Annotated in this window: 26 protein-coding genes and 1 pseudogene; 21 read left to right on the forward strand and 6 right to left on the reverse strand. The window is 43.9% G+C overall.

All coding sequences use genetic code 11. The annotated features are described in order from the left end of the window. Positions 1 to 70: 70 nt before the first annotated feature. The gene (locus JRG66_RS06200) at positions 71 to 751 is read left to right on the forward strand and encodes a ComF family protein (RefSeq protein WP_265164976.1); all 681 of its coding nucleotides are present in this window, start codon (positions 71 to 73) and stop codon (positions 749 to 751) included. A gap of 51 nt (positions 752 to 802) precedes the next feature. Further along, positions 803 to 2,446, forward strand: coding sequence for an Ig-like domain-containing domain (locus JRG66_RS06205; RefSeq protein WP_265164977.1), 1,644 nt, complete (start codon positions 803 to 805; stop codon positions 2,444 to 2,446). On the opposite strand, the gene JRG66_RS06210 is transcribed toward JRG66_RS06205, so the two are convergent. Further along, a complete protein-coding gene (locus tag JRG66_RS06210; protein ID WP_265164978.1) occupies positions 2,421 to 3,212 on the reverse strand; it encodes an amidohydrolase in 792 nt (263 codons plus the stop codon). The genes JRG66_RS06205 and JRG66_RS06210 overlap by 26 nt on opposite strands. 100 nt (positions 3,213 to 3,312) lie before the next feature. Between JRG66_RS06210 and JRG66_RS06215 the strand changes: the two genes are divergently transcribed. Next, on the forward strand, positions 3,313 to 3,831 hold the full coding sequence (locus JRG66_RS06215; protein ID WP_265164980.1) for a DUF1440 domain-containing protein: 519 nt from the start codon (positions 3,313 to 3,315) through the stop codon (positions 3,829 to 3,831). A gap of 2 nt (positions 3,832 to 3,833) precedes the next feature. Here the strand turns inward: JRG66_RS06215 and JRG66_RS06220 are convergent, their stop codons facing one another. The 4 genes from JRG66_RS06220 to JRG66_RS06235 form a co-directional block, all read right to left on the reverse strand. Next, on the reverse strand, positions 3,834 to 4,991 hold the full coding sequence (locus JRG66_RS06220) for a methionine aminotransferase (protein ID WP_265164981.1): 1,158 nt from the start codon (positions 4,989 to 4,991) through the stop codon (positions 3,834 to 3,836). 78 nt (positions 4,992 to 5,069) lie between these two features. Further along, on the reverse strand, positions 5,070 to 5,813 hold the full coding sequence (locus JRG66_RS06225) for a succinate dehydrogenase/fumarate reductase iron-sulfur subunit (protein ID WP_265164983.1): 744 nt from the start codon (positions 5,811 to 5,813) through the stop codon (positions 5,070 to 5,072). A 77-nt stretch (positions 5,814 to 5,890) separates the two neighbouring features. Then, positions 5,891 to 7,894: a fumarate reductase/succinate dehydrogenase flavoprotein subunit gene (locus tag JRG66_RS06230; protein ID WP_265164985.1), complete on the reverse strand. Its 2,004-nt coding sequence runs from the start codon at positions 7,892 to 7,894 to the stop codon at positions 5,891 to 5,893. Between the two features lie 3 nt (positions 7,895 to 7,897). Continuing rightward, entirely contained in the window at positions 7,898 to 8,611 is a 714-nt protein-coding gene (locus JRG66_RS06235; protein WP_265164987.1) for a succinate dehydrogenase cytochrome b subunit, read from the reverse strand. 294 nt (positions 8,612 to 8,905) lie between these two features. Between JRG66_RS06235 and JRG66_RS06240 the strand changes: the two genes are divergently transcribed. From JRG66_RS06240 to JRG66_RS06250, 3 genes are all read left to right on the forward strand, one after another. After that, entirely contained in the window at positions 8,906 to 10,198 is a 1,293-nt protein-coding gene (locus JRG66_RS06240) for an aminopeptidase P family protein (protein WP_265164988.1), read from the forward strand. Positions 10,199 to 10,348: 150 nt separating this feature from the next. Continuing rightward, positions 10,349 to 11,122: an alpha/beta fold hydrolase gene (locus tag JRG66_RS06245; protein ID WP_265164990.1), complete on the forward strand. Its 774-nt coding sequence runs from the start codon at positions 10,349 to 10,351 to the stop codon at positions 11,120 to 11,122. A 70-nt stretch (positions 11,123 to 11,192) separates the two neighbouring features. Further along, on the forward strand, positions 11,193 to 11,462 hold the full coding sequence (locus JRG66_RS06250) for a DUF1660 family phage protein (RefSeq protein ID WP_265164991.1): 270 nt from the start codon (positions 11,193 to 11,195) through the stop codon (positions 11,460 to 11,462). On the opposite strand, the gene thiL is transcribed toward JRG66_RS06250, so the two are convergent. Beyond that, positions 11,459 to 12,511, reverse strand: a complete 1,053-nt coding sequence (gene thiL / locus JRG66_RS06255; protein ID WP_265164992.1) for a thiamine-phosphate kinase — start codon at positions 12,509 to 12,511, stop codon at positions 11,459 to 11,461. The genes JRG66_RS06250 and thiL overlap by 4 nt on opposite strands. Before the next feature lie 274 nt (positions 12,512 to 12,785). Between thiL and JRG66_RS06260 the strand changes: the two genes are divergently transcribed. The 15 genes and pseudogenes from JRG66_RS06260 (at position 12,786) to JRG66_RS06330 (ending at position 24,544) form a co-directional block, all read left to right on the forward strand. Then, complete coding sequence (locus tag JRG66_RS06260; protein WP_265164994.1) at positions 12,786 to 13,115, forward strand: HesB/IscA family protein; 330 nt, start codon at positions 12,786 to 12,788, stop codon at positions 13,113 to 13,115. 50 nt (positions 13,116 to 13,165) lie between these two features. Next, a pseudogene (locus JRG66_RS06265) lies at positions 13,166 to 13,554 on the forward strand (four helix bundle protein). Between the two features lie 38 nt (positions 13,555 to 13,592). Next, positions 13,593 to 15,038: a Fe-S cluster assembly protein SufB gene (gene sufB / locus JRG66_RS06270; RefSeq protein WP_265164995.1), complete on the forward strand. Its 1,446-nt coding sequence runs from the start codon at positions 13,593 to 13,595 to the stop codon at positions 15,036 to 15,038. Positions 15,039 to 15,043: 5 nt separating this feature from the next. Further along, complete coding sequence (locus JRG66_RS06275) at positions 15,044 to 15,457, forward strand: hypothetical protein (protein ID WP_265164997.1); 414 nt, start codon at positions 15,044 to 15,046, stop codon at positions 15,455 to 15,457. A 22-nt stretch (positions 15,458 to 15,479) separates the two neighbouring features. Continuing rightward, complete coding sequence (sufC, locus tag JRG66_RS06280; RefSeq protein ID WP_265164998.1) at positions 15,480 to 16,232, forward strand: Fe-S cluster assembly ATPase SufC; 753 nt, start codon at positions 15,480 to 15,482, stop codon at positions 16,230 to 16,232. 54 nt (positions 16,233 to 16,286) lie between these two features. Continuing rightward, a complete protein-coding gene (sufD, locus tag JRG66_RS06285; RefSeq protein ID WP_265164999.1) occupies positions 16,287 to 17,600 on the forward strand; it encodes a Fe-S cluster assembly protein SufD in 1,314 nt (437 codons plus the stop codon). Between the two features lie 18 nt (positions 17,601 to 17,618). Beyond that, a complete protein-coding gene (locus JRG66_RS06290) occupies positions 17,619 to 18,857 on the forward strand; it encodes an aminotransferase class V-fold PLP-dependent enzyme (RefSeq protein ID WP_265165000.1) in 1,239 nt (412 codons plus the stop codon). Positions 18,858 to 18,867: 10 nt separating this feature from the next. Then, entirely contained in the window at positions 18,868 to 19,272 is a 405-nt protein-coding gene (locus tag JRG66_RS06295; protein WP_265165001.1) for an META domain-containing protein, read from the forward strand. 2 nt (positions 19,273 to 19,274) lie between these two features. Continuing rightward, positions 19,275 to 19,700, forward strand: a complete 426-nt coding sequence (locus JRG66_RS06300; RefSeq protein WP_503827431.1) for a SufE family protein — start codon at positions 19,275 to 19,277, stop codon at positions 19,698 to 19,700. A 1-nt stretch (position 19,701) separates the two neighbouring features. Beyond that, positions 19,702 to 20,025: an SUF system Fe-S cluster assembly protein gene (locus tag JRG66_RS06305; protein WP_265165002.1), complete on the forward strand. Its 324-nt coding sequence runs from the start codon at positions 19,702 to 19,704 to the stop codon at positions 20,023 to 20,025. Positions 20,026 to 20,051: 26 nt separating this feature from the next. Further along, the gene (locus JRG66_RS06310) at positions 20,052 to 20,555 is read left to right on the forward strand and encodes a DUF2480 family protein (RefSeq protein ID WP_265165003.1); all 504 of its coding nucleotides are present in this window, start codon (positions 20,052 to 20,054) and stop codon (positions 20,553 to 20,555) included. Between the two features lie 3 nt (positions 20,556 to 20,558). After that, a complete protein-coding gene (locus tag JRG66_RS06315; RefSeq protein ID WP_265165005.1) occupies positions 20,559 to 21,461 on the forward strand; it encodes a DUF3078 domain-containing protein in 903 nt (300 codons plus the stop codon). 123 nt (positions 21,462 to 21,584) lie between these two features. Beyond that, on the forward strand, positions 21,585 to 22,808 hold the full coding sequence (hflX, locus tag JRG66_RS06320) for a GTPase HflX (RefSeq protein WP_265165006.1): 1,224 nt from the start codon (positions 21,585 to 21,587) through the stop codon (positions 22,806 to 22,808). 44 nt (positions 22,809 to 22,852) lie between these two features. Continuing rightward, positions 22,853 to 23,581, forward strand: coding sequence for a hypothetical protein (locus JRG66_RS06325; protein WP_265165007.1), 729 nt, complete (start codon positions 22,853 to 22,855; stop codon positions 23,579 to 23,581). 114 nt (positions 23,582 to 23,695) lie between these two features. Continuing rightward, complete coding sequence (locus JRG66_RS06330) at positions 23,696 to 24,544, forward strand: hypothetical protein (protein ID WP_265165009.1); 849 nt, start codon at positions 23,696 to 23,698, stop codon at positions 24,542 to 24,544. The last annotated feature ends 206 nt before the right edge of the window (positions 24,545 to 24,750 follow it).

A 24,750-nucleotide genomic window follows, 5' to 3' on the forward strand; every position in this document is an offset into this window, starting at 1 on the left:
AAATGATTTTTAACGGTTTAGTTTTGTAAATTTAGGAGTTTTAATCAGGCTAAGACCAATTTGTTAACAAATGTTTCACGATTTCCTTAACCTTCTTTACCCTAAACTCTGTTATGGATGTGAATCTGGCCTTCTGGCCCATGAGCACATACTATGTACGTCCTGCCTTCACGGGTTGCCGGTAACCAATTATCACCTGGAGAAAGACAATGCGGTTGAGAAGGTTTTCTACGGAAGGATCCCTGTTGAAAACGCCACCTCCCTCCTGTTATTTGAGAAGAAAGGCGTGGTTCAAAAACTCATCCACAACCTTAAATACCGGGGTCATGAAGAAATAGGGCCCTTTTTGGGAGCCTGGCTGGGAAACGAATTAAAAGATCTCCCGCAATGGCAGCAAGTGAACATGGTTATTCCTGTCCCCCTCCACCAAAAAAAGCTTAAAACGAGAGGCTTTAACCAGGTAGATAAATTTGGGCGCGAAATTGCCAAAGCATTAAAAATTGACTACCGGGATGACCTTTTACTCAAGATCACTTCTACCGAAACTCAAACAATCAAAAAGAGAATTGCCCGCTGGGGCAGCATAGATGAAACCCTGACTGTTCAAAACCCTTCTGCCCTGCAAAATGCACACGTGCTGCTGGTAGACGACCTGGTTACCACCGGTGCCACACTTGAGGCCTGCGCTCACAAACTCCTGCAAAACCCAAGGGTGAAAATTAGCATAGCCACCATGGCCGTTACCCATTAGCGGCTTCAGGATTAAAAGAATAAATTGTTTCTTTGTAACAAATTTCATTTTATGAAACGTGCCGGTGTAAACTTCCTGCTCATCCTTACCATTATTATCGCCTTTGCGGCCTGCGCAAAAAGAGGTACGCCCGATGGCGGCCCGAGAGATATGGAGCCTCCCCGTTATGTTAGGGCCAAGCCGGAGAATTTTACCACCAGTTTTGATGCAGATGAGATCAGGATCTATTTCAATGAATACGTTAAGCTCACAAACCCGCAGCAACAAATAATCATATCGCCGCCAATGGATCCACGGCCCGAGATCACCCCTTTGGGAACCGCCAGCAAATCTATTCGCATCAGGATCAACGATACTTTACAACCCCGTACCACTTATACCATTAACTTCGGAAGAAGCATTACCGATAACAACGAGTCCAACCCCCTTAGTTTTTTCACCTATGCGTTTTCCACAGGCCCTTATATCGATTCCCTTTCGCTGCGAGGCAGCGTGAAAGATGCTATCCTTCGGGCACCCGATCCTTTTATTTCGGTGATGCTCTATGAAGTAGACTCCACTTATTCAGATTCTGTGATCTACACCCGGGTTCCCAGGTATGTTACCAATACGCTCGACAGTGCTACCACTTTTCAGCTCAACAACCTCAAGCAGGGTACTTATCAACTGGTGGCCATGCGCGATGTGAACAACAATTACACTTTTGAACCGCGTACCGATAAAGTTGCATTTTCTGACGAATACATTACTATTCCTACAGATGAGGAATTTGATCTCACCCTGTTCACCGAAATTCTGGAAGGAAAATTTGAAAGGCCTCAATTAAAGTCTCAACAGCATCTCATTTTTGGATACACCGGACTCATCCTGGCCGATAGTATTTCAATCACGCCTCTTGACGTACCTGCCAGTTTTGAAGACAGGATCACCAAAGATGCTGCAACAGACACCCTGCATTACTGGTACAAACCTTATGCCGAGCGTGACACCCTCAAATTCCTTGTGGAAACCCCGCGGATGAGCGACACTGTTATTGCCCGGCTGCGAAATGCCAAGCGCGACACCCTGCTCTTTAACGTAGAACCCAAGTCCAGCCTCGGCTTCCAGGAAGATTTGAACATCATTCCCACCGTGCCCCTTGAGCAGATTAATGATTCCCTCATCAGCCTTACCCGCAGCGACAGTACCTCAGTGCCCTTTACCGGCACTTATGACAGGTGGAACAATGTTTACCGGCTGTCATTTGATAAATCTGAAAAGCAAAAATACCAGCTCCTGGCCCTGCCGGGTGCCTTTACAGATTTCTTCGGAAGGCAAAACGACACCATCACGGCCCAGGCCTCAACGCCTGCCCTGGCCGAGCGCGGAAATGTTATTGTGAACCTCACAGGAGTTGAAGATTTCCCGGTGATCGTTCAGGTTACTTCGGAAAAAGGCGAGGTGATAGCCGAAGAATATTCTACCGGCAGTAATGTAATCAATTTCAATAACCTCAAACCCGGCAGTTACCTGCTACGGCTCATTTATGACCGCAATGAAAATAACATTTGGGACACCGGAAGTTTTCTAAAGAGAAAACAGCCCGAAGTAGTGGTTTATTACCCCGAACCAATTAGCGTGAGAGCCAACTGGGACGATAACTACACTTTTAACGCCAGCCCTGCAGCTGCTATTCCTCGTTCAGATGTACCGTAAACCGGTCGCGGTCCTGTAAGAACTTCAGCTGGGAACGGGTATCTTTTAAATGCTGCCTGTCCAGCTTTACCAGTTCAGTAAATTCTTTTTCCTGCAGGTTGGAAGAGATTTGTTTTCCGAGGCAGTTATAAACAGCCGAGTGCCCTATATAATCGAGGTCACTGCCATCGCGGCCCACCCGGTTCAATCCAATGCAGTAACTCATATTTTCTATTGCACGGGCCTTTAAAAGGGCGTCCCAGGCCACAATTCGGGCTGCCGGCCAGTTTGCCACGTAGATAAGCAGGTCGTAATCTACGGTGTTGCGGGACCAGACAGGGAAACGAAGGTCATAACACACCAGCGGGCAAATCTTCCAGCCTTTGTAGTCAACAATAAGCCTGTCGCGCCCCGAGGCATAAGTTTCATCTTCTTTAGCAAGGCTGAAGGTATGCCGCTTATCATATTTTTGGGAGGAACCGTCGGGATAAACAAAATACAGGCGATTGTAGAAATTGCCTTTATCTGAAATGATGAGGCTACCGGTAACCGCCGCATCTTTTTCCGCAGCCATTTTCTGCATCCACTTAAAAGTGGGGCCTTTGTGAGGTTCAGCAAGGTTTTGGGCATTCATGGAGAAGCCGGTAGAGAACATTTCGGGCAGGATAATTAAATCGGTTTCCTGCGGAAGTTCTTTTATTTTCCTCTCAAAAAGGGCTTTATTGTCTTCGATTTTCTCCCATTCCAGGTGGGCCTGAAGGAGTGCGGTGTTTAAAATTTCTGCCATACGTAAAGTTATAAAAAATGCTGTTTTCCCTGCTAAATGCATGTTAAATGGTTGCATTGGCGGGCGAAGTTGAATAGTTTTAAATTGAAAAATTAAAGCTATGAGTTTACAATCATTTTTTGAAAAAGATAGTTTCCCGTCAAATACTTCCCGCGGAATCCTCGCCGGCTTTGTGGCCGGCCTGGTGGGAACGGCCGTAAAAGCCGGCGTTGAGCGTTTTCTCGAAGTACGAAAAATAGATCAGCGGTCGGCGCAGATCAAAGTGATGGATAAGTTCTCTACCAAACTGATAGGCTCTCCCATAAAGCTCGAAAATGAAGGCATTGTGGAACAACTGGTCAACCTGCCGCTGGGTGCCACCGTAGGGGCTATTTATGGCTACGGAAAAAGGGATAAAGACGAGATGAACATGCTCGATGGAGCCATACTCGGCGCCACGACCTGGGCGTCAACCCATGAAACAAGTTTACCGCTGATGGGCCTTGACAAAAGCCCCGAAAAAGTACCCTTTAAAACCCAGGCACATGAGCTGATTGCCCACGTGGTTTTTGGGGTAACTACCGAAATTGTGCGGTCTTATATCAATGACAGCCTTAGAAATCACGAGGAAGAAAAGTGATTTTATTTTATCCTGTTTAAGATCTCTGCGGCCTTTTCAAGAGTTTGATTAGTTTTGGCAAAACAGAACCTCAACTGCCGGTGATCAATCTGGTCTTTATTAAATACAGAAACCGGGATGCTGGCAATACCAAATTCTTTTATGAGCCTGCGGGAGAAATCCACGTCGGGCTCATTGGTTATTTCTGAATAATCCAGAAGCTGAAAGTAAGTCCCTTTTGAAGGTACCGCCTTAAAGGCTGAATCTTTTATTAGATCCAGAAACCTATCTCTCTTTTCCTGATAAAACCTTCCCAGGTCGAGATAATGTTCAGGCGATTGGAGGTATTCGGCGAATGCCCGCTGGGTAGGATGATGTACACAGAAGACATTAACTTCCATCACTTTCCATATTTCGGCCATGAGTTCTTCCGGAGCTACACAATAACCCATTTTCCAACCGGTGTTGTGAAATGTCTTTCCAAAAGAAGCACAAATAATTGCCCTTTTTGAGAGGTTAGGAAAAGCCGAGGCGCTATAATGTCTGGCTTCATCAAAAACTATATGCTCGTACACCTCGTCGCTTAAAAGAATAATATTTGTGTCTTCTAAAAGTGCTTCCAGCTGTTGCATTTCTTCTTTGCTGAAAACATTTCCACTGGGATTGTGGGGCGTGTTAATGATGAGCATCCGGGTTTTGGAAGTGATCTTCTGTTTGATCTCCTCAATATTCAATTTATACCCTTTTCCTTCAAGTTGCAGCAGCACCGGAATGCCGCCATTCAGCTTAATAGCGGGTTCATAAGAGTCGTAAGCCGGTTTGAGCACTATCACTTCATCGCCTGGATTTACAAAGGCTGTAATTGCCAGGAATAAAGCCTGTGTAGCCCCGTTGGTCACTGTTATTTCCTTATTTTCGTCATACCTTTTGCCATGCAGCTTTTCTATCTTATCAATTATTTGCTCCCGCAGCTGCTTTATCCCGGCTAGAGGAGCATATTGATTGTAACCATCATTCATTGCCTGCGCAACCAGATCCTTAAGCTTTTGATCTGTTTCGAAATTAGGATAACCTTGAGATAAATTGACAGCATCATGCTCAAATGCCATTTTTGACATCACTGAGAAAATACTGGTCTCGTGCTTCGGAAGCTTGGAAGATATATTGCTGACTCCGGTCATTGGTTTTTTTAATAAGTTCCAAAAAAAATCCCGAACTGCAAAGTCCGGGATCTTCAGAAATACAAGGTGTCAAAAATGCTATTTTACACTGGCTCTTAAATACTCCCTGTTCATACGGGCAATGTTCTCAAGAGAAATTCCTTTTGGGCATTCAATTTCGCAGGCCCCGGTATTGGTACAGTTACCAAAACCTTCCTTGTCCATTTGTTCTACCATGGCCAGTACCCGGCGGTCGGCCTCAACTTCTCCCTGGGGCAGCAAGGCCATCTGGCTTACCTTGGCCGAGGTGAACAACATGGCACTCGCATTCTTACATGCTGCCACACAGGCACCGCATCCAATACAGGTGGCGGCGTAAAATGCTGCATCGGCTTTATCTTTTGCAACCGGAATGGAGTTCGCATCCTGCGTATTTCCTGATGTGTTTACTGAAATATATCCTCCTGCCTGCTGAATCCTCTCAAAAGAAGTACGGTCTACAACTAAATCTTTGATCACAGGGAAGGCCTTGGCACGAAAAGGTTCAATCGTGATGGTATCTCCATCTTTGAACATTCTCATGTGCAACTGGCAGGTAGTAATACCTCTATCCGGTCCGTGCGGCTCTCCGTTGATCTGTAAGCTACAGGTTCCGCAGATCCCTTCACGGCAATCGTGATCAAAGACCACCGGCTCTTCTCCTTTGTCAATCAATTCCTGATTAAGTACATCGAGCATCTCCAGAAAAGACATATCGGGCTCCACCCCTCCCAATTGGTAGGTTTGGATTGCCCCTTTTGAAGCGGCATCTTTTTGACGCCATATTTTTAACGTTAAATTCATTTTGTTATAGTATTGAGCATTGAGTATGAAGTATTGAGAGGGTGAAAATCTCACTTCTCAATTCTAACTTCTCAATTCTATTTATAGCTTCTCGTTTTAACTTCAATATTTTCGTATACCAGGTCTTCTTTATGTAAGACTGCATCGGCAGGTTCACCGGTGTATTCCCAGGCGGCAACATACATAAAGTTCTCGTCGTCACGTAGGGCTTCCCCTTCTTCGGTTTGGTATTCCTCTCTAAAATGCCCACCACAAGACTCTTCCCTGTGCAGTGCATCTTTAGCGAAAAGTTCCCCAAGTTCAAGGAAATCGGCTACCCTTCCGGCTTTTTCAAGCTCTGGGTTCATGCCGTCGATGGTTCCGGGAACACGTACGTCTTTCCAGAATTCTTCTCTTAAAGCTTTAATTTCTGAAATAGCTTCTTTCAATCCGGTTGCATTTCTCGACATACCAACTTTATCCCACATGATCTTTCCAAGACGCTTGTGGAAATAGTCAACAGACTTTGTTCCTTTGGTATTCACAAAACGCTCAAGTTGCTCACGTATCTTTCTCTCGGCTTCATCAAACTCGGGCGAATCGGTTGGGATCTTTCCAGTTCTAATGTCGTTGGCAAGATAATCTCCCATGGTGTATGGCAGTACAAAGTAGCCATCGGCAAGCCCCTGCATCAAAGCTGAAGCTCCAAGGCGGTTAGCCCCGTGATCGGAGAAGTTGGCTTCCCCGGCGGCATAAAGCCCGGGCACAGTTGTTTGCAGGTTGTAGTCAACCCAAAGTCCGCCCATGGTATAGTGAACAGCAGGGTAGATCTTCATTGGGGTTTCGTACGGATTCTCGTCTACGATTTTCTCGTACATTTGGAAAAGGTTTCCGTATTTAGCCTCAACCACAGCTTTTCCAAGCTCCCGTATCTGCTCTTCGGAAGCATTTTCTATTTTTTGTGTGGAAACCGCCTCTCTTCCGTAGCGCATAAAAGCAGCGCTAAAGTCAAGATAAACAGCTTCTCCTGTTTTATTTACCCCAAACCCGGCATCACAACGCTCTTTTGCAGCCCTGGAAGCCACGTCTCGAGGTACCAGGTTACCAAACGCAGGATAACGTCTTTCCAGATAGTAATCCCTGTCTTCTTCGGCCAGTTGAGTGGGCTTCAGCCTTCCTTCGCGGATTGCCTTTGCATCCTCCAGTTTCTTCGGAACCCAGATCCTACCGTCATTCCGAAGGGATTCAGACATCAGCGTCAATTTAGACTGATGCTCTCCCGAAACCGGAATACATGTTGGGTGAATTTGAGTGAAACAAGGGTTGGCGAAAAATGCTCCTTTTTTGTGCACTTTCCAGGCAGCAGTAACATTACTTCCCATCGCATTGGTAGAAAGGTAGAACACGTTACCGTATCCTCCTGAAGCAATTACCACGGCATGTGCGCTGTGCCTTTCAATCTCACCGGTTACCAGGTTACGGGCAATGATCCCACGGGCTTTTCCACCTACAAGCACCACATCAAGCATTTCATGACGGGTGTAAGATTTAATTTTTCCGCGGTTAATCTGGCGGTTCATGGCCGAATAGCAGCCTAAAAGTAACTGCTGCCCGGTTTGGCCTTTTGCGTAAAAGGTACGGGAAACCAGTACCCCTCCAAACGAACGGTTGTCGAGCAAACCACCGTATTCACGTGCAAAGGGAACCCCCTGAGCTACACACTGATCAATAATATTACCCGAAACTTCTGCTAAACGATACACGTTAGCTTCACGGGCACGGTAATCTCCTCCTTTAACAGTATCGTAGAAAAGACGGTAATCTGAATCCCCATCCCCCTGGTAGTTCTTTGCTGCATTGATTCCTCCCTGTGCCGCGATTGAGTGCGCACGACGTGGGGAATCCTGGTAGCAGAAAGTCTTTACGTTGTATCCCAGCTCTGCCAAAGTAGCGGCTGCGCTACCCCCGGCAAGACCTGTTCCTACTACAATAATGTCGATATTCCGTTTGTTGGCGGGATTGACAAGATTGATCTTATTTTTATGATTGACCCACTTATCGGCCAGTGGCCCCTGTGGTACTTTAGAATCTAATACTCCCATAGCTTATATTTTTTCAAGTACGAAATAGATGTAAAACGGAATGATAGCAAACAGTAGCGGCACAATGATAGAGAATGCCACTCCGGTCTTCCGCACAAAATTGTTGTACTTGGGGTGGTTTATTCCCAAAGACTGGAATCCGCTGCCAAATCCGTGGTACAGGTGGAAACCGATAGCGATCATGGAAATAAGGTAAATAATGGCCCATACAAGACCCATCTCGGCATCCTGAAACGTTCTAATGGTAAGGGTGTAAAGGTCTTTTACAGTCTCCCCGTTGGCAGTTTGATACACGGTATCATCAAGACCCCCAAACTTCATTTCCCCCCAAAAGTTGATTAAATGGATCACGATAAACGCCAGGATCACGGTTCCAAGAATCCCCATGTTCCTTGAAGACCACTTTGAGTTTGTAGCCGGTTTAAAGCTCACATAACCCTGGGGCCGGGATTTACGGTTGTTCACTGTAAGAACGATCCCATCGATGACGTGAAAAAGTATACTCGCAAAAGTTACTATAGACAGCACCCTGACGATAGGATTGGTGGTCATGAAAAGCGCGTACTCATTGAATTGATCTCTCGCACCCTCTCCAGTAGCCAACAGCTGCAGGTTCCCTGCAAGATGGCCCACCAGGAATAAACATAGAAACAGGCCTGTGAAAGCCATCCAGTACTTTTTTGCAAGTGATGACTTTAATAGCGCAGATTTTGCCATAAAATTTGTGATTGTTTTAGTAAAGTAAAAGCAAAAATACGCCCTTTCACTTCATTAGCAAACATTCACCTCCAATTACGCTTTATTTAGAACAAATATAAAGAAGGCGCAAAAGGCTATTGTTTAGAGGAATGAGCTTAAAAAATGCCGCAGCAACAACAGGAACTAAAACGTTATTTAACACTATTCAACAGCAGATCACGAACCTCCCTCATCAAATTGCGGAGTCTTCCAGGATTTCGACGGCTTCTCGGTTTAAATTTTTAAATTTGTGGCACACACTAAAAAATACTCATGAAATATCACCAAATAGACCGCAAGCTGTTCATCAAGAACAGAAAGAATTTTACTGAAAAAATGCAGCCTAAAAGCCTGGCGGTATTCAATTCCAATGACATTTACCCTATTGGAGCCGACAGTACCATGCCCTTTCAACAGGCCAGGGACCTTTTCTACCTTAGTGGCGTAGATCAAGACAAAAGCATCCTGGTGCTATTTCCCGATGCCCCTTCAGAAAAACACAGGGAAATGCTTTTCCTTACCGAAACCAATGACCACATTGCTGTTTGGGAAGGTGAAAAACTCACCAAAGAGAAAGCATTTGAAGTATCAGGCATCAAAAATGTCTTCTGGCTCAAAGATTTTGAAAAAGTCTTTTTTGAAGTTATGACCCAATGTGACACGGTATACTTCAATACCAACGAACATTACCGGGCAAATGTGGAGACCGAAACCCGCGAAGCCAGGTTCATCAAATGGTGCAAAGAGCAATTCCCGGCGCACCGGGTGGCAAAGAGCAACCCTATCCTGCAGCGCCTGCGCTCGGTAAAAGACCCTATTGAACTCGACCTTATGCAGCAGGCCTGTAATATTACCGAAAAAGCCTTCCGCAGAGTTTTAAAATTTGTAAAACCGGGAGTTTGGGAATATGAGATCGAAGCCGAATACTGGCACGAAATGATCCGCAACCGCTCTAAAGGTTTCGCCTATACTCCTATCATCGCGAGCGGAAATAATGCCAACGTGCTCCACTACATTGAAAACAACCAGCAGTGTAAAGAAGGGGAATTAATCCTTCTGGACACAGGTGCCGAATATGCCAATTATGCGAGCGACCTTACCAGGACTATCCCAGTTTCCGGAAGGTATACCAAACGCCAGAAAGAAGTTTACAAGGCCGTGAACCGCGTGAAGAACGACGCTACAAAAATGCTTGTTCCCGGCACCGATTGGGCCGAATACCACAAGGAAGTTGGCAAGCTTATGACTTCAGAGTTACTGGGCCTCGGACTTCTGGATAAAGCTGATGTTCAAAATGAAGACCCCGAATGGCCGGCATACAAGAAATACTTCATGCACGGCACTTCTCATAATATAGGGCTTGACACGCATGACTACGGATTACTTTACGAGCCCATACAGGCAAATATGGTCTTTACCGTAGAACCCGGAATTTATATCCCAGATGAAGGCTTCGGAATTAGACTGGAAGACGACGTGGTGATCCAGGAAAAAGGAGAACCTTTTAATTTGATGCGCAATATCCCTATTGAAGCCGATGAGATTGAAGAGATCATGAATTCATAGAATCCAGCGTTGCAAATTATGATTCAAAGCCACGAATGCACAGATCACCAGTGAATTCGTGGCTTTTTAAATGTATAAAGATTGGGGTATCGATAATAAACAGCATCTTAAACTCACAGCTAAACGCCAATAGCCATAAACTTCAACAAGATGAAGATAAAATTTCAGGAAACGGAGATCCATTATTCAATAGTTGGAGAAGGTGAAACAACTGTACTGCTGCACGGATTTTTAGAATCTTCGGAAATCTGGGAAGATTTCCTGCCCGGGTTCTCAAAATACGGCAGAATCATCAGCATTGACCTGCCGGGGCATGGCAAATCGGGCGTTATTTCTGAAGTGCACAGCATGGAATTAATGGCCGAAGCTGTTTATGCCGTTCTGCAAGCCACAGGTGTCAAAAAGGCCAATTTTATAAGTCATTCCATGGGCGGTTACGTGAGCCTGGCATTCCTGCAACAACATCCTGAAATGGTCAATGCCCTCCTGCTCCTCAATTCTACCCCACAGGCCGATAGTGAAGAGAAAAAAGAGATAAGAGATCGCTCTGTTGAACTGGTGCAGCGAAATAAGAAAGCATACATCAGCATGGCCATCAATAATCTGCTGTCAGCCCGCAATGCCACATCATTTTCCGAAGAAATAGAAGAGCTGAAGCATAAAGCCATGAAATTCCCAACTAAAGGCATCACCGCAGCTTTAAAGGGAATGAAAATACGTTCAGCAAAAACAGAAGCCCTTAAAAATCACAAATCACAAAAGACCATCGTTGCCGGCAGTGAAGATCCCTTAGTAGAAATTGGCGCACTAAAAAGCCTGGCCGAAAGCTGTGGCTGTACGTTCATCGTTTTTCCCGGCGGACATCTTTCCTACATTGAAAATAAAGAACAATTCAGGAAATTATGCTTTTCATCGAAAAAGTGAGTTATTTAACTGATTTTTAGGAAAGTTTTATTATTTTCCTACTTTGAAATTACCCTCCAAAACCCTATAGATGGAAAATAAAATCCCCCGTTTGTTTTCTCCCAACGCCTGGATATGCGCTGTCTTTAGCCATAACTTTACAGTTTCTCAAAGGATAACAGACCATATCAAAGAGTACAAATGTACCCGCTGCGGACAGGAAATGACCGATACCGCCCAGGGCTTTATCGCCAAACTCACCCCTAAATTCAGGGAAACCAACGCTTATATTGCAAAGATTCACAAACGCAGGCGTTCGAGAAAAGTGTTTGCTGAAAATGACTTTTCCAGGGCTTCTTAGTCCTTTTTATCCATGGCATTCCAGCCGCGGGCAATCAACTCGATCTTTTGATTGGCGCGGGTAATTAAATGCATACCTTCACTTTGCTGGGTCATGTGCCCAATTACCGTAAAATTAGGGTTCCCCTTAATCTTGTCATAGTCTTTTTGATCTACGGTGAACAGCAGCTCATAATCTTCGCCCCCACTTAAAGCAATGGTGGTACTGTCTAGCTGAAATTCTTCACACACAGAAATCACCGCCGGATCTAACGGAATTTTCTCTTCAAACAAATTCACCCCTGTTCCGGAGTTTTTGCACAAGTGGATGATCTCAGAAGAAAGACCGTCACTTATGTCGATCATAGAAGTCGGTTGCAGGTCGAGGGCTTTAAACAAAGGCGGGATATCCTGGCGGGCTTCAGGCTTAAGCTGCCTTTCAATCAAATACGTGTAAGGATCGAGGTCTGGCTGTGAATTTGGGTTTACTTTAAACACCTGCTTTTCCCTTTCGAGCACCTGCAGCCCCATATATGCGGCACCAAGATCTCCGGTGACTACCAGGAGGTCATTTTCTTTGGCGCCGCTCCTGTACACCACCTCTTCTTCCTTTGCGGCACCCAGGGCGGTAACACTAATGATCATGCCCGAGTTTGAGGAAGTTGTATCCCCCCCAACCACGTCTACCTTATACAGTTTTGCAGCAAGTGCAATACCCGAATAAAGCTCTTCAAGAGCTTCTACAGGAAAGCGATTGGAAACCGCAATAGAAACGGTGATTTGACGGGCTTTTGCATTCATCGCGTACAAATCGGACAAATTGACCATTACCGCCTTGTAACCCAAATGCTTCAGCGGCATGTAAGACAGGTCAAAATGCACGCCTTCCACGAGAAAATCGGTAGTAACCACTACTTTCTCATCTTTAAAATCGAGTACTGCCGCATCATCCCCAATGCCCTTTATAGTGTTTTCGGGGGTGATCCCGAAGTTACGGGTTAGGTGATCAATAAGTCCAAATTCACCGTATTCTGAAAGGCTTGTCCTGTTTTCGTTACTGTTTTCAAACATAATCCTTATACATGAGTTTCGGCAAAATTAAGGCTTAAATGTTCATTTAAAGAAAGATGTGTTCAAAAAGGCATTTTTGAAAGGAGAAGAGCCATAGCAACAATCTGTTTAATTCTGAAAATGAAAATGTTAGCCTTACTTCCTAAAGAAATTACAGAAGTACGGCAAATAGCCGATGCCAATGCCCGAATTCATTTTTCTGATGGTTTTTACCATGGTAAAACCTATTGTTTGTATTATATTTGCATTTAATTTAGAATTAATCTTTATAGCGATGATAAAGGTAAGTGAAAACGCCAAAAAGAGAATAGCTGCCCTTATGCAGGAGGATGGTTTTGATGCCATGCAGGACTTTGTTCGGGTAGGCGTGAAGAGCGGCGGGTGTTCGGGCCTTTCGTATGATCTTAAATTTGATCATTCAAAGGCAGAAGATGACAGGCTTTTTGAGGATAACGATATCAAGATCGTCGTTGACAAAAAAAGCGTGTTGTACCTGGCGGGAACCATCCTGGAATATTCGGGCGGCCTTAACGGGAAAGGTTTTGTTTTCAACAATCCAAATGCCCAGCGCACTTGTGGATGTGGAGAGTCATTTTCGCTCTAGTGAGCGAAAATGACTTCAGGATTCAAAATTCAAGATTTCAGGAGTAGTAGATGAGTAGTATTACGAAATTTGAGGATTTAGAAATTTGGAAACTGGCCAGAGAAATTTGTTAGAGCTTTATCTTATCAGAGAAAAAAGCAACCTGAAGAGCGATTACCGACTTTATGATCAACTAAATGGTTCTTCCGGTTCAGTAATGGATAATATAGCCGAAGGTTTTGAGAGGAATGGGAATAAAGAGTTTGCTCAATTTCTTTCAATAGCAAAAGCATCCTGTGGCGAGACAAGATCTCAACTGTACAGACTTCTTGACAGGAAATACATAGATGACAAAGAATTTAATGCTTTATATGAGAAAGTTCTCATGCTTGGCAAACAAATTGGAGGGTTTAGGGCATACCTTCAAAATAGCAATTTAAAAGGGAGCAAATTCAAATAATCTTGAATTTTGAACCTTAAATTTGGAATTAGACAAAGATGGCATATACAGAAGACGATTTAAAGAAAGAGCTCGACAATAAAGAGTACAAGTATGGATTTTATACAGACATTCAATCTGATACTTTCCCTGTAGGGCTTAATGAAGATATTGTGCGGGCAATCTCTAAAAAGAAAAATGAGCCTGAGTGGATGACCAACTGGAGGCTGGAAGCTTTTAGGGCATGGCAGGAAATGATTGAACCGGAATGGGCAAATGTTCATTATGAAAAACCTGATTTCCAGAATATTTCCTATTACTCTGCCCCTTCAAAAAAGCCAAAATATGACAGCCTTGATGAAGTAGACCCCGAGTTACTCGATACCTTTAAAAAGCTTGGGATCTCCATTGATGAGCAGAAAAAGCTTGCAGGTGTAGCCGTAGATGTGGTGATGGATTCCGTTTCTGTAACCACAACCTTCAAAAAGACCCTGGCCGAAAAAGGGATTATTTTCTGCTCTATTTCTGAAGCCATTCAGGAGCACCCGGAACTGGTGAAAAAATACCTGGGAACTGTAGTACCTCAAAAAGACAATTTTTACGCAGCTTTAAATTCCGCAGTATTTAGTGATGGTTCTTTTTGTTATATCCCAAAAGGAGTTCGCTGCCCTATGGAGTTGTCTACGTACTTCAGAATAAATCAGGCAGGTACCGGCCAGTTTGAAAGAACACTTGTGGTTGCCGATGAAAGCAGCTACGTGAGTTACCTTGAAGGCTGTACCGCCCCGCAACGTGACGAAAACCAGTTGCACGCCGCAGTGGTGGAACTCATTGCACTTGACGGAGCAGAGATCAAATATTCTACCGTACAAAACTGGTATCCAGGTGATAAACAGGGAAAAGGAGGAGTGTATAACTTCGTGACCAAGCGCGGACTTTGTGAAGCGAACGCCAAAATAAGCTGGACCCAGGTAGAAACGGGATCGGCAGTTACGTGGAAGTACCCGAGTTGTGTGCTGAAAGGAGATAATTCGGTAGGAGAATTTTATTCTATCGCGGTGACCAATGATTTTCAGCAGGCCGATACTGGAACTAAAATGATCCATATTGGAAAAAATACCAGGAGCACCATTATTTCCAAAGGTATCTCGGCCGGAAAAAGCCAGAACAGCTACAGGGGGCTCGTTCAAATAAACAGCAAAGCTGAAAATGCCCGAAATTTCTCTCAGTGTGACTCATTGCTTATGGGAAATAAATGTGGTGCCCACACCTTCCCTTATATTGAAGCAAAGAACAAAACAGCTAAAGTAGAACACGAGGCCACCACCAGTAAAATTGGGGAAGACCAGATTTTCTACTGTAACCAGAGAGGTATTGACACCGAAAAAGCTATTGCCTTGATTGTAAACGGGTTTAGCAAAGAAGTATTGAACAAACTTCCCATGGAATTTGCGGTTGAAGCTCAAAAGTTACTGGAGATCTCCCTGGAAGGATCTGTAGGATAACAATTATGAAAAAAATATATTTTGCATTACTGGCGGCAGGGCTGTTCACGCTCAACGGCTGCGGGGAAGATTCAGACCCCACAGAAGTTGAACCACAGGCCGTAGTGGCAAAAGACAGCATACCTACCATAAAAGGGGATTTTATCTTTCTTGCAGATGCTGCAGTTATAAAAGGTAAAGACTTTATTTATGGAGTGCAGATAGATTCATTAAGCCGCAGACTGGCCGACAGTGTTGCGGAATTTAAAGAAGATGATTTTGACATGGTGCCGGTCACAGTAAAAGCGCGCATCCTTCAAAATCCGCGACGCGAAGGTTGGGAAGAACTGGTAGAGATAAAAGAGATCATCGAAATCTCCACACCTCAACCCGATACTTCAGCTGCGCCACGAATTAAAAAAGACATACAAAAACCCTGAGGATTCAGGAAATATTAAAATTATGCTTAAAATAAAGAATTTACACGCCAAAGTAGAAGGCCTTAAAATATTAAAAGGCATAGACCTCACTATAAATGCAGGAGAGATCCATGCTATTATGGGGCCTAACGGTTCAGGGAAAAGCACGCTTTCTTCGGTTATTGCCGGAAAGGAAGAGTATGAAGTAACCCGCGGAGAGATCGTTTTTGAAGGAGAAGAACTTACCGAGTTTGATGCTGAAGAAAGGGCGCATAAAGGTGTATTTCTGTCTTTCCAGTATCCTGTGGAAATTCCTGGGGTGACGGTGACCAACTTTATGCGCACAGTGATCAACGCCAACAGGCAGGCCAAAGGCCTTGAAGATATGCCGGCCAATGAAATGCTGAAAAAGATCCGTGAAAAATCCGAATTGCTTGAAATAGATCGCAAGTTCCTTTCCCGTTCCCTTAACGAAGGCTTTTCGGGAGGAGAAAAGAAGCGAAACGAGATCTTCCAGATGGCCATGTTAGAGCCAAAACTGGCCATACTTGACGAGACAGATTCAGGACTGGATATTGATGCCCTGCGCATTGTGGCTAACGGGGTGAACAAGCTGAGAAGGCCAGACAATGCTACCCTGGTGATCACTCACTACCAAAGATTGCTGGATTATATCATCCCAGATTATGTACACGTGATGCTCGACGGGAAGATTGTAAAATCTGGAGGAAAAGAACTCGCCTACGAGCTGGAAGAAAAAGGATACGACTGGATCAAGGAAGAAGTAGGAGCGTAAGGCGCCAGAAGGCCCTTTAATTTTCCCCTTTTTGGGGAGTAAGAAAAAAGAACAATGGAGCTAAAAGATAAATTATTATCCTCATTCCTGGCTTTTGAAGAGAACGTGGACATGAATAGTGATATTCACGACATTAGAAGCCGGGCAATTAAGGATTTTGAAGAAATGGGCTTCCCCACCAGGAAACAGGAAGCCTGGAAATACACATCCCTTAACAAGGTGTTGAAGCACGATTATACTGTATTTCCAAAAAAACACGACACCATTGATTACCGGGATGTGGAGAAGTATTTCATAGATGATATAGATACTTACAAGATCGTATTCATCGATGGGATCTATGCCTCACACCTTTCGGCTACAACCCACGACAAGATTGATGCCTGCCTGATGTCTTCGGCATTAAACAGCTCGAAATACAAGCCAATTATTGACAATTACTTCAGTACCGTGGCCCCAAAAGAAAGCCTCACCTCTTTAAACACTGCTTTTTCGAGGGAAGGTGCTTTCATCAATATTCCGAAAAACACAATGGCCGATAAGCCCATACAGGTGCTTAATTTCTCTACCGGGAATGAATCGGCCCTGCTGGTGCAGCCAAGAAACCTGATTGTTGTTGGGGAGAACTCGCACGTGCAGATCATTGAAAGGCACCAAAGCCTTACTGATCAACCTGTTTTGACAAATTCGGTTACTGAAGTTTATGCCGATAAAAGAGCAATTGTCGATTACTACAAAATCCAGAATGACAATCACAATGCCTCTTTAATTGACAACACTTTTATTGAACAGCACAGGGAGAGTATTTGTTCTGTACACACTTTTTCTTTTGGTGGAAACCTTACCCGCAATAACCTCAACTATTACCAAAAAGGAGAGCGCATAGATTCTACTTTAAAAGGGATCACCGTAATTGGCGGCAAACAGCATGTTGATCACAACACCCTGGTTCACCACACAGAACCCAACTGTGAGAGCCATCAGGATTATAAAGGTGTATTTGCCGAGTCTTCTACAGGGGTTTTTAACGGAAAGATCATCGTTAATAAAGAGGCTCAGAAAACAAATGCTTTTCAGGCAAATAACAACATTTTACTGGACGATAAGGCCACTATCAATTCCAAACCACAGCTGGAGATCTTTGCCGACGACGTAAAGTGCAGCCACGGATGTACTATTGGCCAGTTAGATGATGAAGCCTTATTCTACCTGCGTTCACGCGGAATTCCGCTAAAAGAGGCGAGGGCACTTTTAATGTACGCCTTTGCAAATAACGTACTCGAAAGTGTCAAAATTCCGGAGCTTAAGGCCAGGATCACAAAAATTATTGCCCTTAAACTCGGGGTGAATGTGGGCTACAGCCTGTAACCCAAAAAAATAAAACTCATGAAAGTTGCCTCTACCAAACCCCACTTTGATGTGGAAACCATTCGAAAAGATTTTCCCATCCTCTCCCGCGAGGTGAATGGAAAACCGCTGGTTTATTTTGACAATGCGGCAACTTCACAAACTCCGCAGCAGGTAATAGACGCTATTGTAGATTATTACACGCGATACAATGCGAACATTCACCGCGGGGTTCACACGCTCTCGCAGGAAGCCACAGATGCTTATGAGCAGGCCCGCATAAAAGTCCAGGAGCATTTTAATGCAGCTAAGGCACACGAAATAATTCTCACTTCGGGTACTACCCACGCCATAAATCTCGTGGCCAGCGGATTTGCTTACCTTCTGAAAAAAGATGATGAGATCATAGTTTCAGCTTTAGAGCACCACAGCAATATTGTGCCCTGGCAGATGTTATGCGAGAAAACCGGTGCAAAGCTGAAAGTGATCCCCATGAATGAAGAGGGAATGCTCAGAATGGATGAGTACGAAAAACTGCTTTCAGAAAAGACAAAACTGGTATTTGTAAACCACGTCTCTAATGCCCTGGGAACCGTAAACCCGGTTGAGGAGATCATTCAAAAAGCACATGCGGTGGGCGCAGCCGTTCTCTTAGACGGGGCACAGGCAGCAGCTCACATTAAGGCAGATGTACAGGCACTGGATGTGGATTTTTATGCAGTTTCGGCCCATAAGATGTGCGGCCCCACTGGTGTGGGAATGCTCTACGGAAAGGAGGAATGGCTTAAGAAACTTCCGCCGTATCAGGGAGGAGGCGAAATGATTGCAACGGTGACTTTTGAGAAGACCACCTATGCCGATCTGCCCCATAAATTTGAAGCCGGAACGCCCGATATTTGCGGCGGCATTGCTTTTGCAGCCGCTCTTGATTACATGAATGCCATAGGCTTCGAAAAGATCGCTGCCTACGAACATGAACTCCTGGAATACGCCACTCAAAAGCTACTCGAAATAGAAGGTTTAAAGATTTACGGAACTTCTTCAGAAAAAACTGCTGTGATCTCTTTCAACATTGGTGAGATACACCCGTATGACATAGGCACTATCATAGACAAATTGGGAATTGCTGTAAGAACCGGCCACCATTGCGCACAACCGGTGATGGATTTCTACAGAATACCGGGAACAGTTCGGGCTTCATTTTCATTTTACAACACTAAAGAAGAAATAGATACATTTGTTGAGGCAGTGAAAAAAGCAAAACAAATGCTGTCATAAATTTCAGGAAATGAGGAAAATACTGCTTTTAATACTCTTTGTAATTTCCCTTTCATGTGCCAATACCATAGATACCGTAACAGAAGAAATTCTGGACGGTGATTACAGGGTGACACAAATTGAGGGACATGATTCGCTGCCCAGGGGCATTGTTTTCAACTTTAACCCTATGGCAAGCAAACTTTCGGGAAATACGGGATGTAATGATTTTTCAGCTCATTACAATCAGCAGGGAAACAACCTGGAGTTTTCCACTCCCATGAATACTAGGAAGTATTGTAAGGGGAAAATGGAAGTAGAAAGACAAATTTTGTCTTCTTTCGAAAAGGTCTCAAAACTGGACCACAATGGCAATGAAATTGTTATTTATTCCAACAATGATGTACCTTTAATAACTTTAACTAAAATCGACTAATAGTGAGCAACATAAAAGAAATACAGGACGAGATTGTAGATGAATTTGCCATGTTTGACGATTGGATGCAGCGGTATGAGCACATGATCGAGCTTGGTAAATCCCTGCCGCTTATAGAAGAAAAATACAAGACCGAAGATAACCTCATTAAAGGCTGCCAGAGTAAAGTGTGGGTTCATGCCGAACTTCAAGGCGAGAAACTGGTTTTCACAGCCGATAGTGACGCTATTATTACAAAAGGCATCATCGCCATTCTCATTCGCGCTTACTCCAACCAGCACCCAAAAGACATTCTGGATGCCGATACAACTTTTATAGATGAGATTGGATTAAAAGAACATTTGTCCCCCACGCGGGCCAATGGCCTTGTGAGTATGATCAAGCAGTTAAAAATGTATGCAGTGGCATATCAAACGCAATTAAATTAAGATGGAACACGCACAGAATTCCGAAGTTTTAGGAGAGAAAATCGTTAGGGTTTTAAAGACCATCTACGATCCCGAAATTCCGGTAGATATATATGAACTTGGGTTGATCTATGATGTTATGGTAAATGAAGATAACGAGATCAAGATCCTTATGACTCTTACTACCCCCAACTGTCCCGTAGCCGAATCTCTGCCTATGGAAGTAGAAGAGAAGATCAAATCTATGGACGAAGTGAAAGACTGCGAAGTTGAGATCACTTTTGACCCGCCATGGAACCAGGATCTTATGAGTGAAGAGGCCAAACTGGAACTGGGAATGCTTTAACAAACAAAACTATCTTTTAAATTTTTATGCCAGAAGAAATTATAAACCGCGTTGCAAACAGTAAATTAGTAACTGTTGACCTGGAGGAATTATACCCTACCGGCGAGCGCGTTATTTTTGACATAAAAGACTGGCTCCTGGAAGGTTTTGTGCTAAGGGAAAAGGAGTTTAGGGCCACTGCAAAGGCACACGACTGGTCGCAGTACACCGGTAAATACGTTGCCCTTACCTGCTCCAGTGAAGCCATAATTCCGGGCTGGGCCTATATGCTGCTAAGCACCTATCTCGCGCCTCACGCCAAAAAAGTGGTTACGGGAGACCTGTCAATGCTCGAAACGATACTTTATACCGAAATCCTGCAAAACCTTGATGTTTCTAAATATGAGGGGCTGCCGGTAATTATAAAAGGCTGCTCGCGCCGACCCGTGCCTCAAAATGCCTATTTACAACTAATCAATAAACTTCAGCCGGTAGCAAGAAGCATCATGTATGGCGAAGCCTGTTCCTCGGTACCGCTGTTTAAAAAGTAGTACATGAAGAAATTTTTACTTTTTACTTTTATTTTATTCGCATTTGCGGCAAACGCCCAGGATGAAAATGAAGACCAGAACGAAACTCCGCCAGATGGATGGACTTCCGAAGGAAAATTCCAGCTGCTCTTTAACCAGTCGGCTTTTAATGCTGAATGGACCGGCGGCGGAACTTCGAGCATGGCTGCCAACCTGGTGCTTGACTACAACCTCAATTATCGAAAGGGAAATTTTACCTGGGACAATAAATTCCTGGCCAATTATGGCCTCACAAAACTGAAGGCTGACGAGTTTACCCGAAAAACCAGTGACCGGCTCGAGATCAACAGCATACTCGGGAAACAGATGGAAGATTCTAACTGGTATTACTCATTTTTCACGAATTTCAGGACCCAGTTCAGCAAAGGCTATGTGTATTCTGAAGACCCCGAAACAGGGCAGCCAACCCGCCGCGAAACCACGCATTTCATATCTCCCGCCTACCTGCAGTTTGGCCCCGGGATGATGTGGAAAAAAAACGAGGATTTCTGGGTCAACCTGGCTCCTGCCACTGCGAGGTTTATCTTTGTGGATCCAGAGTTTACTTCAGTTCCCGGATATGTTGACGGCTCCTATTACGGGGTTGACACCAACAAAAGTACCCGGTTTGAACTTGGGGCTTCGCTGAGTTCCTACTTCAAATATGAGGTGATGACCAATGTGACCATGGAACACAACCTTAGCCTCTACTCCAACTACCTCGACCATCCCGAAAATATTGATATTGATTACCTGCTTAACCTTGATATGGGCATCAATAAGTATCTTTCGGCCAATTTCATCTTTCAGGCCATTTACGATGACAATATCGTAGGCGCATTTCAGGTAAGGGAAGTTTTTGGGGCGGGCTTTACCTATACCTTCTAAAAAAGGCATTTTCAGAAGAAATTTTTCAGCCTTAAATTTAGCTAATGTTTAAGAGCTCTCGCAGTTCGCGGCTTCGGCTTGTAAAAATCATTTATGTAACTTTGTTTCCATAGTCCACCTTCTATGTTAGAAAAAAACAATCTAGAATACGAAAAAGTTGTGCTCATTGGGATCGTCACCCGCGAGCAGAACGAAGAAAAACTCGAAGAATACCTTGACGAACTTGAATTCCTTACTTACACTGCGGGAGGCGAGGTAAAAAAACGGTTTACGCAGAAAATGGACATGCCCAACCCAAAAACCTTTATAGGTACGGGAAAGATGGAAGAAGTGCGTCTTTTTGTTTCTGAAAATGAGATAGGAACTGCCATTTTTGACGACGAACTCTCTCCTGCCCAGCAAAAGAATATCGAAAAGATCCTGAATTGCAAGGTGCTGGACAGAACGAACCTTATTCTTGACATTTTTGCCCAGAGGGCCACAACAAGCTACGCCCGCACGCAGGTAGAGCTTGCGCAGTACCAGTATCTTCTTCCAAGACTTGCCGGGATGTGGACACACCTGGAGCGCCAGCGGGGGGGTATTGGAATGAGAGGGCCCGGGGAAACTGAGATTGAAACCGACCGCCGGATTGTACGTGACAAGATCGCCCTGCTCAAGAAAAAGCTGGAGACCATAGACAAACAAATGGAAGTGCAGCGCGGAAACCGCGGCCAACTGGTGAGAGTGGCTTTGGTAGGTTACACCAACGTGGGAAAATCTACACTTATGAATGTGATTAGCAAGAGTAAAGTTTTTGCTGAAAACAAGCTTTTTGCCACCCTTGATACTACGGTTAGAAAAGTGGTCATCCGCAACCTGCCTTTTTTGCTTACAGATACTGTTGGGTTCATCAGGAAATTACCCACACAGCTGGTAGAATCTTTCAAATCTACGCTTGATGAGGTGCGCGAAGCCGATCTTTTGCTGCATGTGGTAGATATTTCCCATCCGCAGTTTGAAGATCATATAGCTTCAGTAAACCAGATTTTAGCCGAAATAAAGAGCGGTGAAAAACCTACTTTGATGGTCTTCAATAAAATTGATGCCTACGAAGCCGAAAAAATCGAGGAAGATGACCTGGTGACCGAAAAAACCAGCTCCCACTACACTTTGGCAGAATGGGAAAACACCTGGATGAACCGTCTTGGCGATAATGTGCTGTTCATTTCGGCCCTCAACAAGGAGAACATGGAAGAATTCAGGAAAAAGGTTTATGAGGCAGTAAGGGAGATTCACATCACCCGCTTTCCTTATAACAATTTCCTTTATCCCGAATACGACACCTATACAGACGAAGAGGAATAATTTCTGAAAAATTTCAGTATTTTAGAGGAGCTAATTCTCTGAACATGAAAAAATTGCTATTCCTGCCCATGCTGATGTTTTTCAGCATGGCAACTGCCCAGGACCTGGAGGGTTCATGGCTTCTTGTAGAAGTAGATCATCAGCCTGTTAATGACCGGGAAACGCTAAGGATCTACATGGACAATTATTTTGCACAGGGCACTAAAGAAGCCGGTACCAATAAATTCATTAGTGCCTTGGGCGGGGAATATACTTTAGACGACCTCTATACCGAAACCTACGATTTTAATACTGAAGACACTTCAGCTTTAGGAGAAACCCAAGAGTATGAACCGGTTGAAATTCAAAAGAACCTGCTCAACCTTACTGCCGAAGATGGCACTACCTATACCTGGAGAAGAATATCAGACGACACCAACGACCTCTCCGGAAACTGGGTGATCACAGGTAGACAACGCGACGGAAAACTTAACCGCAGTACGCCAGGCGCCAGGCGAACCATAAAGATCCTTGGCGGCGACCGCTTTCAATGGGTGGCATTTAATTCTGAAACCGGGGATTTCTCGGGCACAGGAGGCGGCACCTACACAGCTGAAGATGGTAAGTACACAGAGCATATTGAATTTTTCTCGAGAGATGACAGTCGCGTTGGTGCTAGCCTCGATTTTGATTACAAAGTGAAAGACGGGGAATGGCATCACAGCGGTAAAAGCTCTAAAGGCGACCCTATCTATGAGATCTGGTCTCCTTATGCCGAAGCTTATAAAGAGTAGTTTTTTATAATTTATAAGACCTCACAGGTTTTGAAAACCTGTGAGGTCTGCTCCATATTACCTCTTAAAAATGCCATTTTTGAGAGGTAATAATTTTTCTGTTATCTTTTCCCAATGAAATACCTACTCCTTCTTATTCTCTTAATCCCTTTTAGCGGAATAGCTCAGGATATTTCTGGAAGCTGGTTCTGGCAAGCTGAAAATGACGGGCCCCGGATGGAAATCATTTTAAAAGCAGAAGGAGCTGGATTCACCGGTCATCATTGTGCAGTATTTGAAAATAGCGACAAGATTGATTGCGTTGACCAAAACGATACTGTATCTATTAAAATTAAAAGGACTGCTGAAAATAAGTTTGAAGGAACAATTAGAAGTGGCTATAGTGGCAAAAAAGAGAAAGTAAAGCTACTTTTCGATCCTAACAAGAAAATTCTGCTTTTTGAAATACGGGAGGCTCCCGGTAGTATTTATTACCTGCCAAAAAGGGCATTTTTTAAGTCCACTTTGGGCCGGGAATCAAAATCCGAAAGAATTATTTCACAATCTGAAACCACTGATTTATATAATCCGGACCACCAAAATGAGCCTTCTCTTCAGAATTTAAAATCCTCTGAAAAAATAAAGGATTCTTTATTTTTTCATTTAAATGAAAGTTACTTTCAAAAAGGAAAATACGATGAGAACTTGCTTTATAGTAAAGATGCTTTAAAAGATGAAGGATCTTCAGAAACTTTTCTGTTTAAAATAATGGAAAGAAGAAGTGACATTGCAGCCCCGGAAAAAATTGGAAGTTTTCACCAGTATATTACAGGTTCCGAATTTTTCCAGGAGGAAAAAAAAGTAAATAAGCTACAAGATTACAGACTTGCTTCTCATCTTCAAAAATTCATAATATATCTGGTGGACTATAATTATGAACCTCCAATGTATATTCGAGTTTATCCATTGACCGAGATAGAATAATACTGACCCAAAGCAGAGAATACTTCTCAAAAATGACATTTTTGAGAGGTGATTTATTTTTCCTCCACTTCAACCTCAGCCTACACATCCAGAGGCTTTAAAACTTTAAGCGCTCATCAACGGAAGTAACTTTCTTAGATATACGCGAAAATCCTAACCCGCTACGGGATTTATAAGAAAGAAGCAGTAAGATTTAATCTTTTTCT

The sequence above is a fragment of the Salinimicrobium tongyeongense genome, from assembly GCF_026109735.1.
Lineage (GTDB): Bacteria > Bacteroidota > Bacteroidia > Flavobacteriales > Flavobacteriaceae > Salinimicrobium > Salinimicrobium tongyeongense.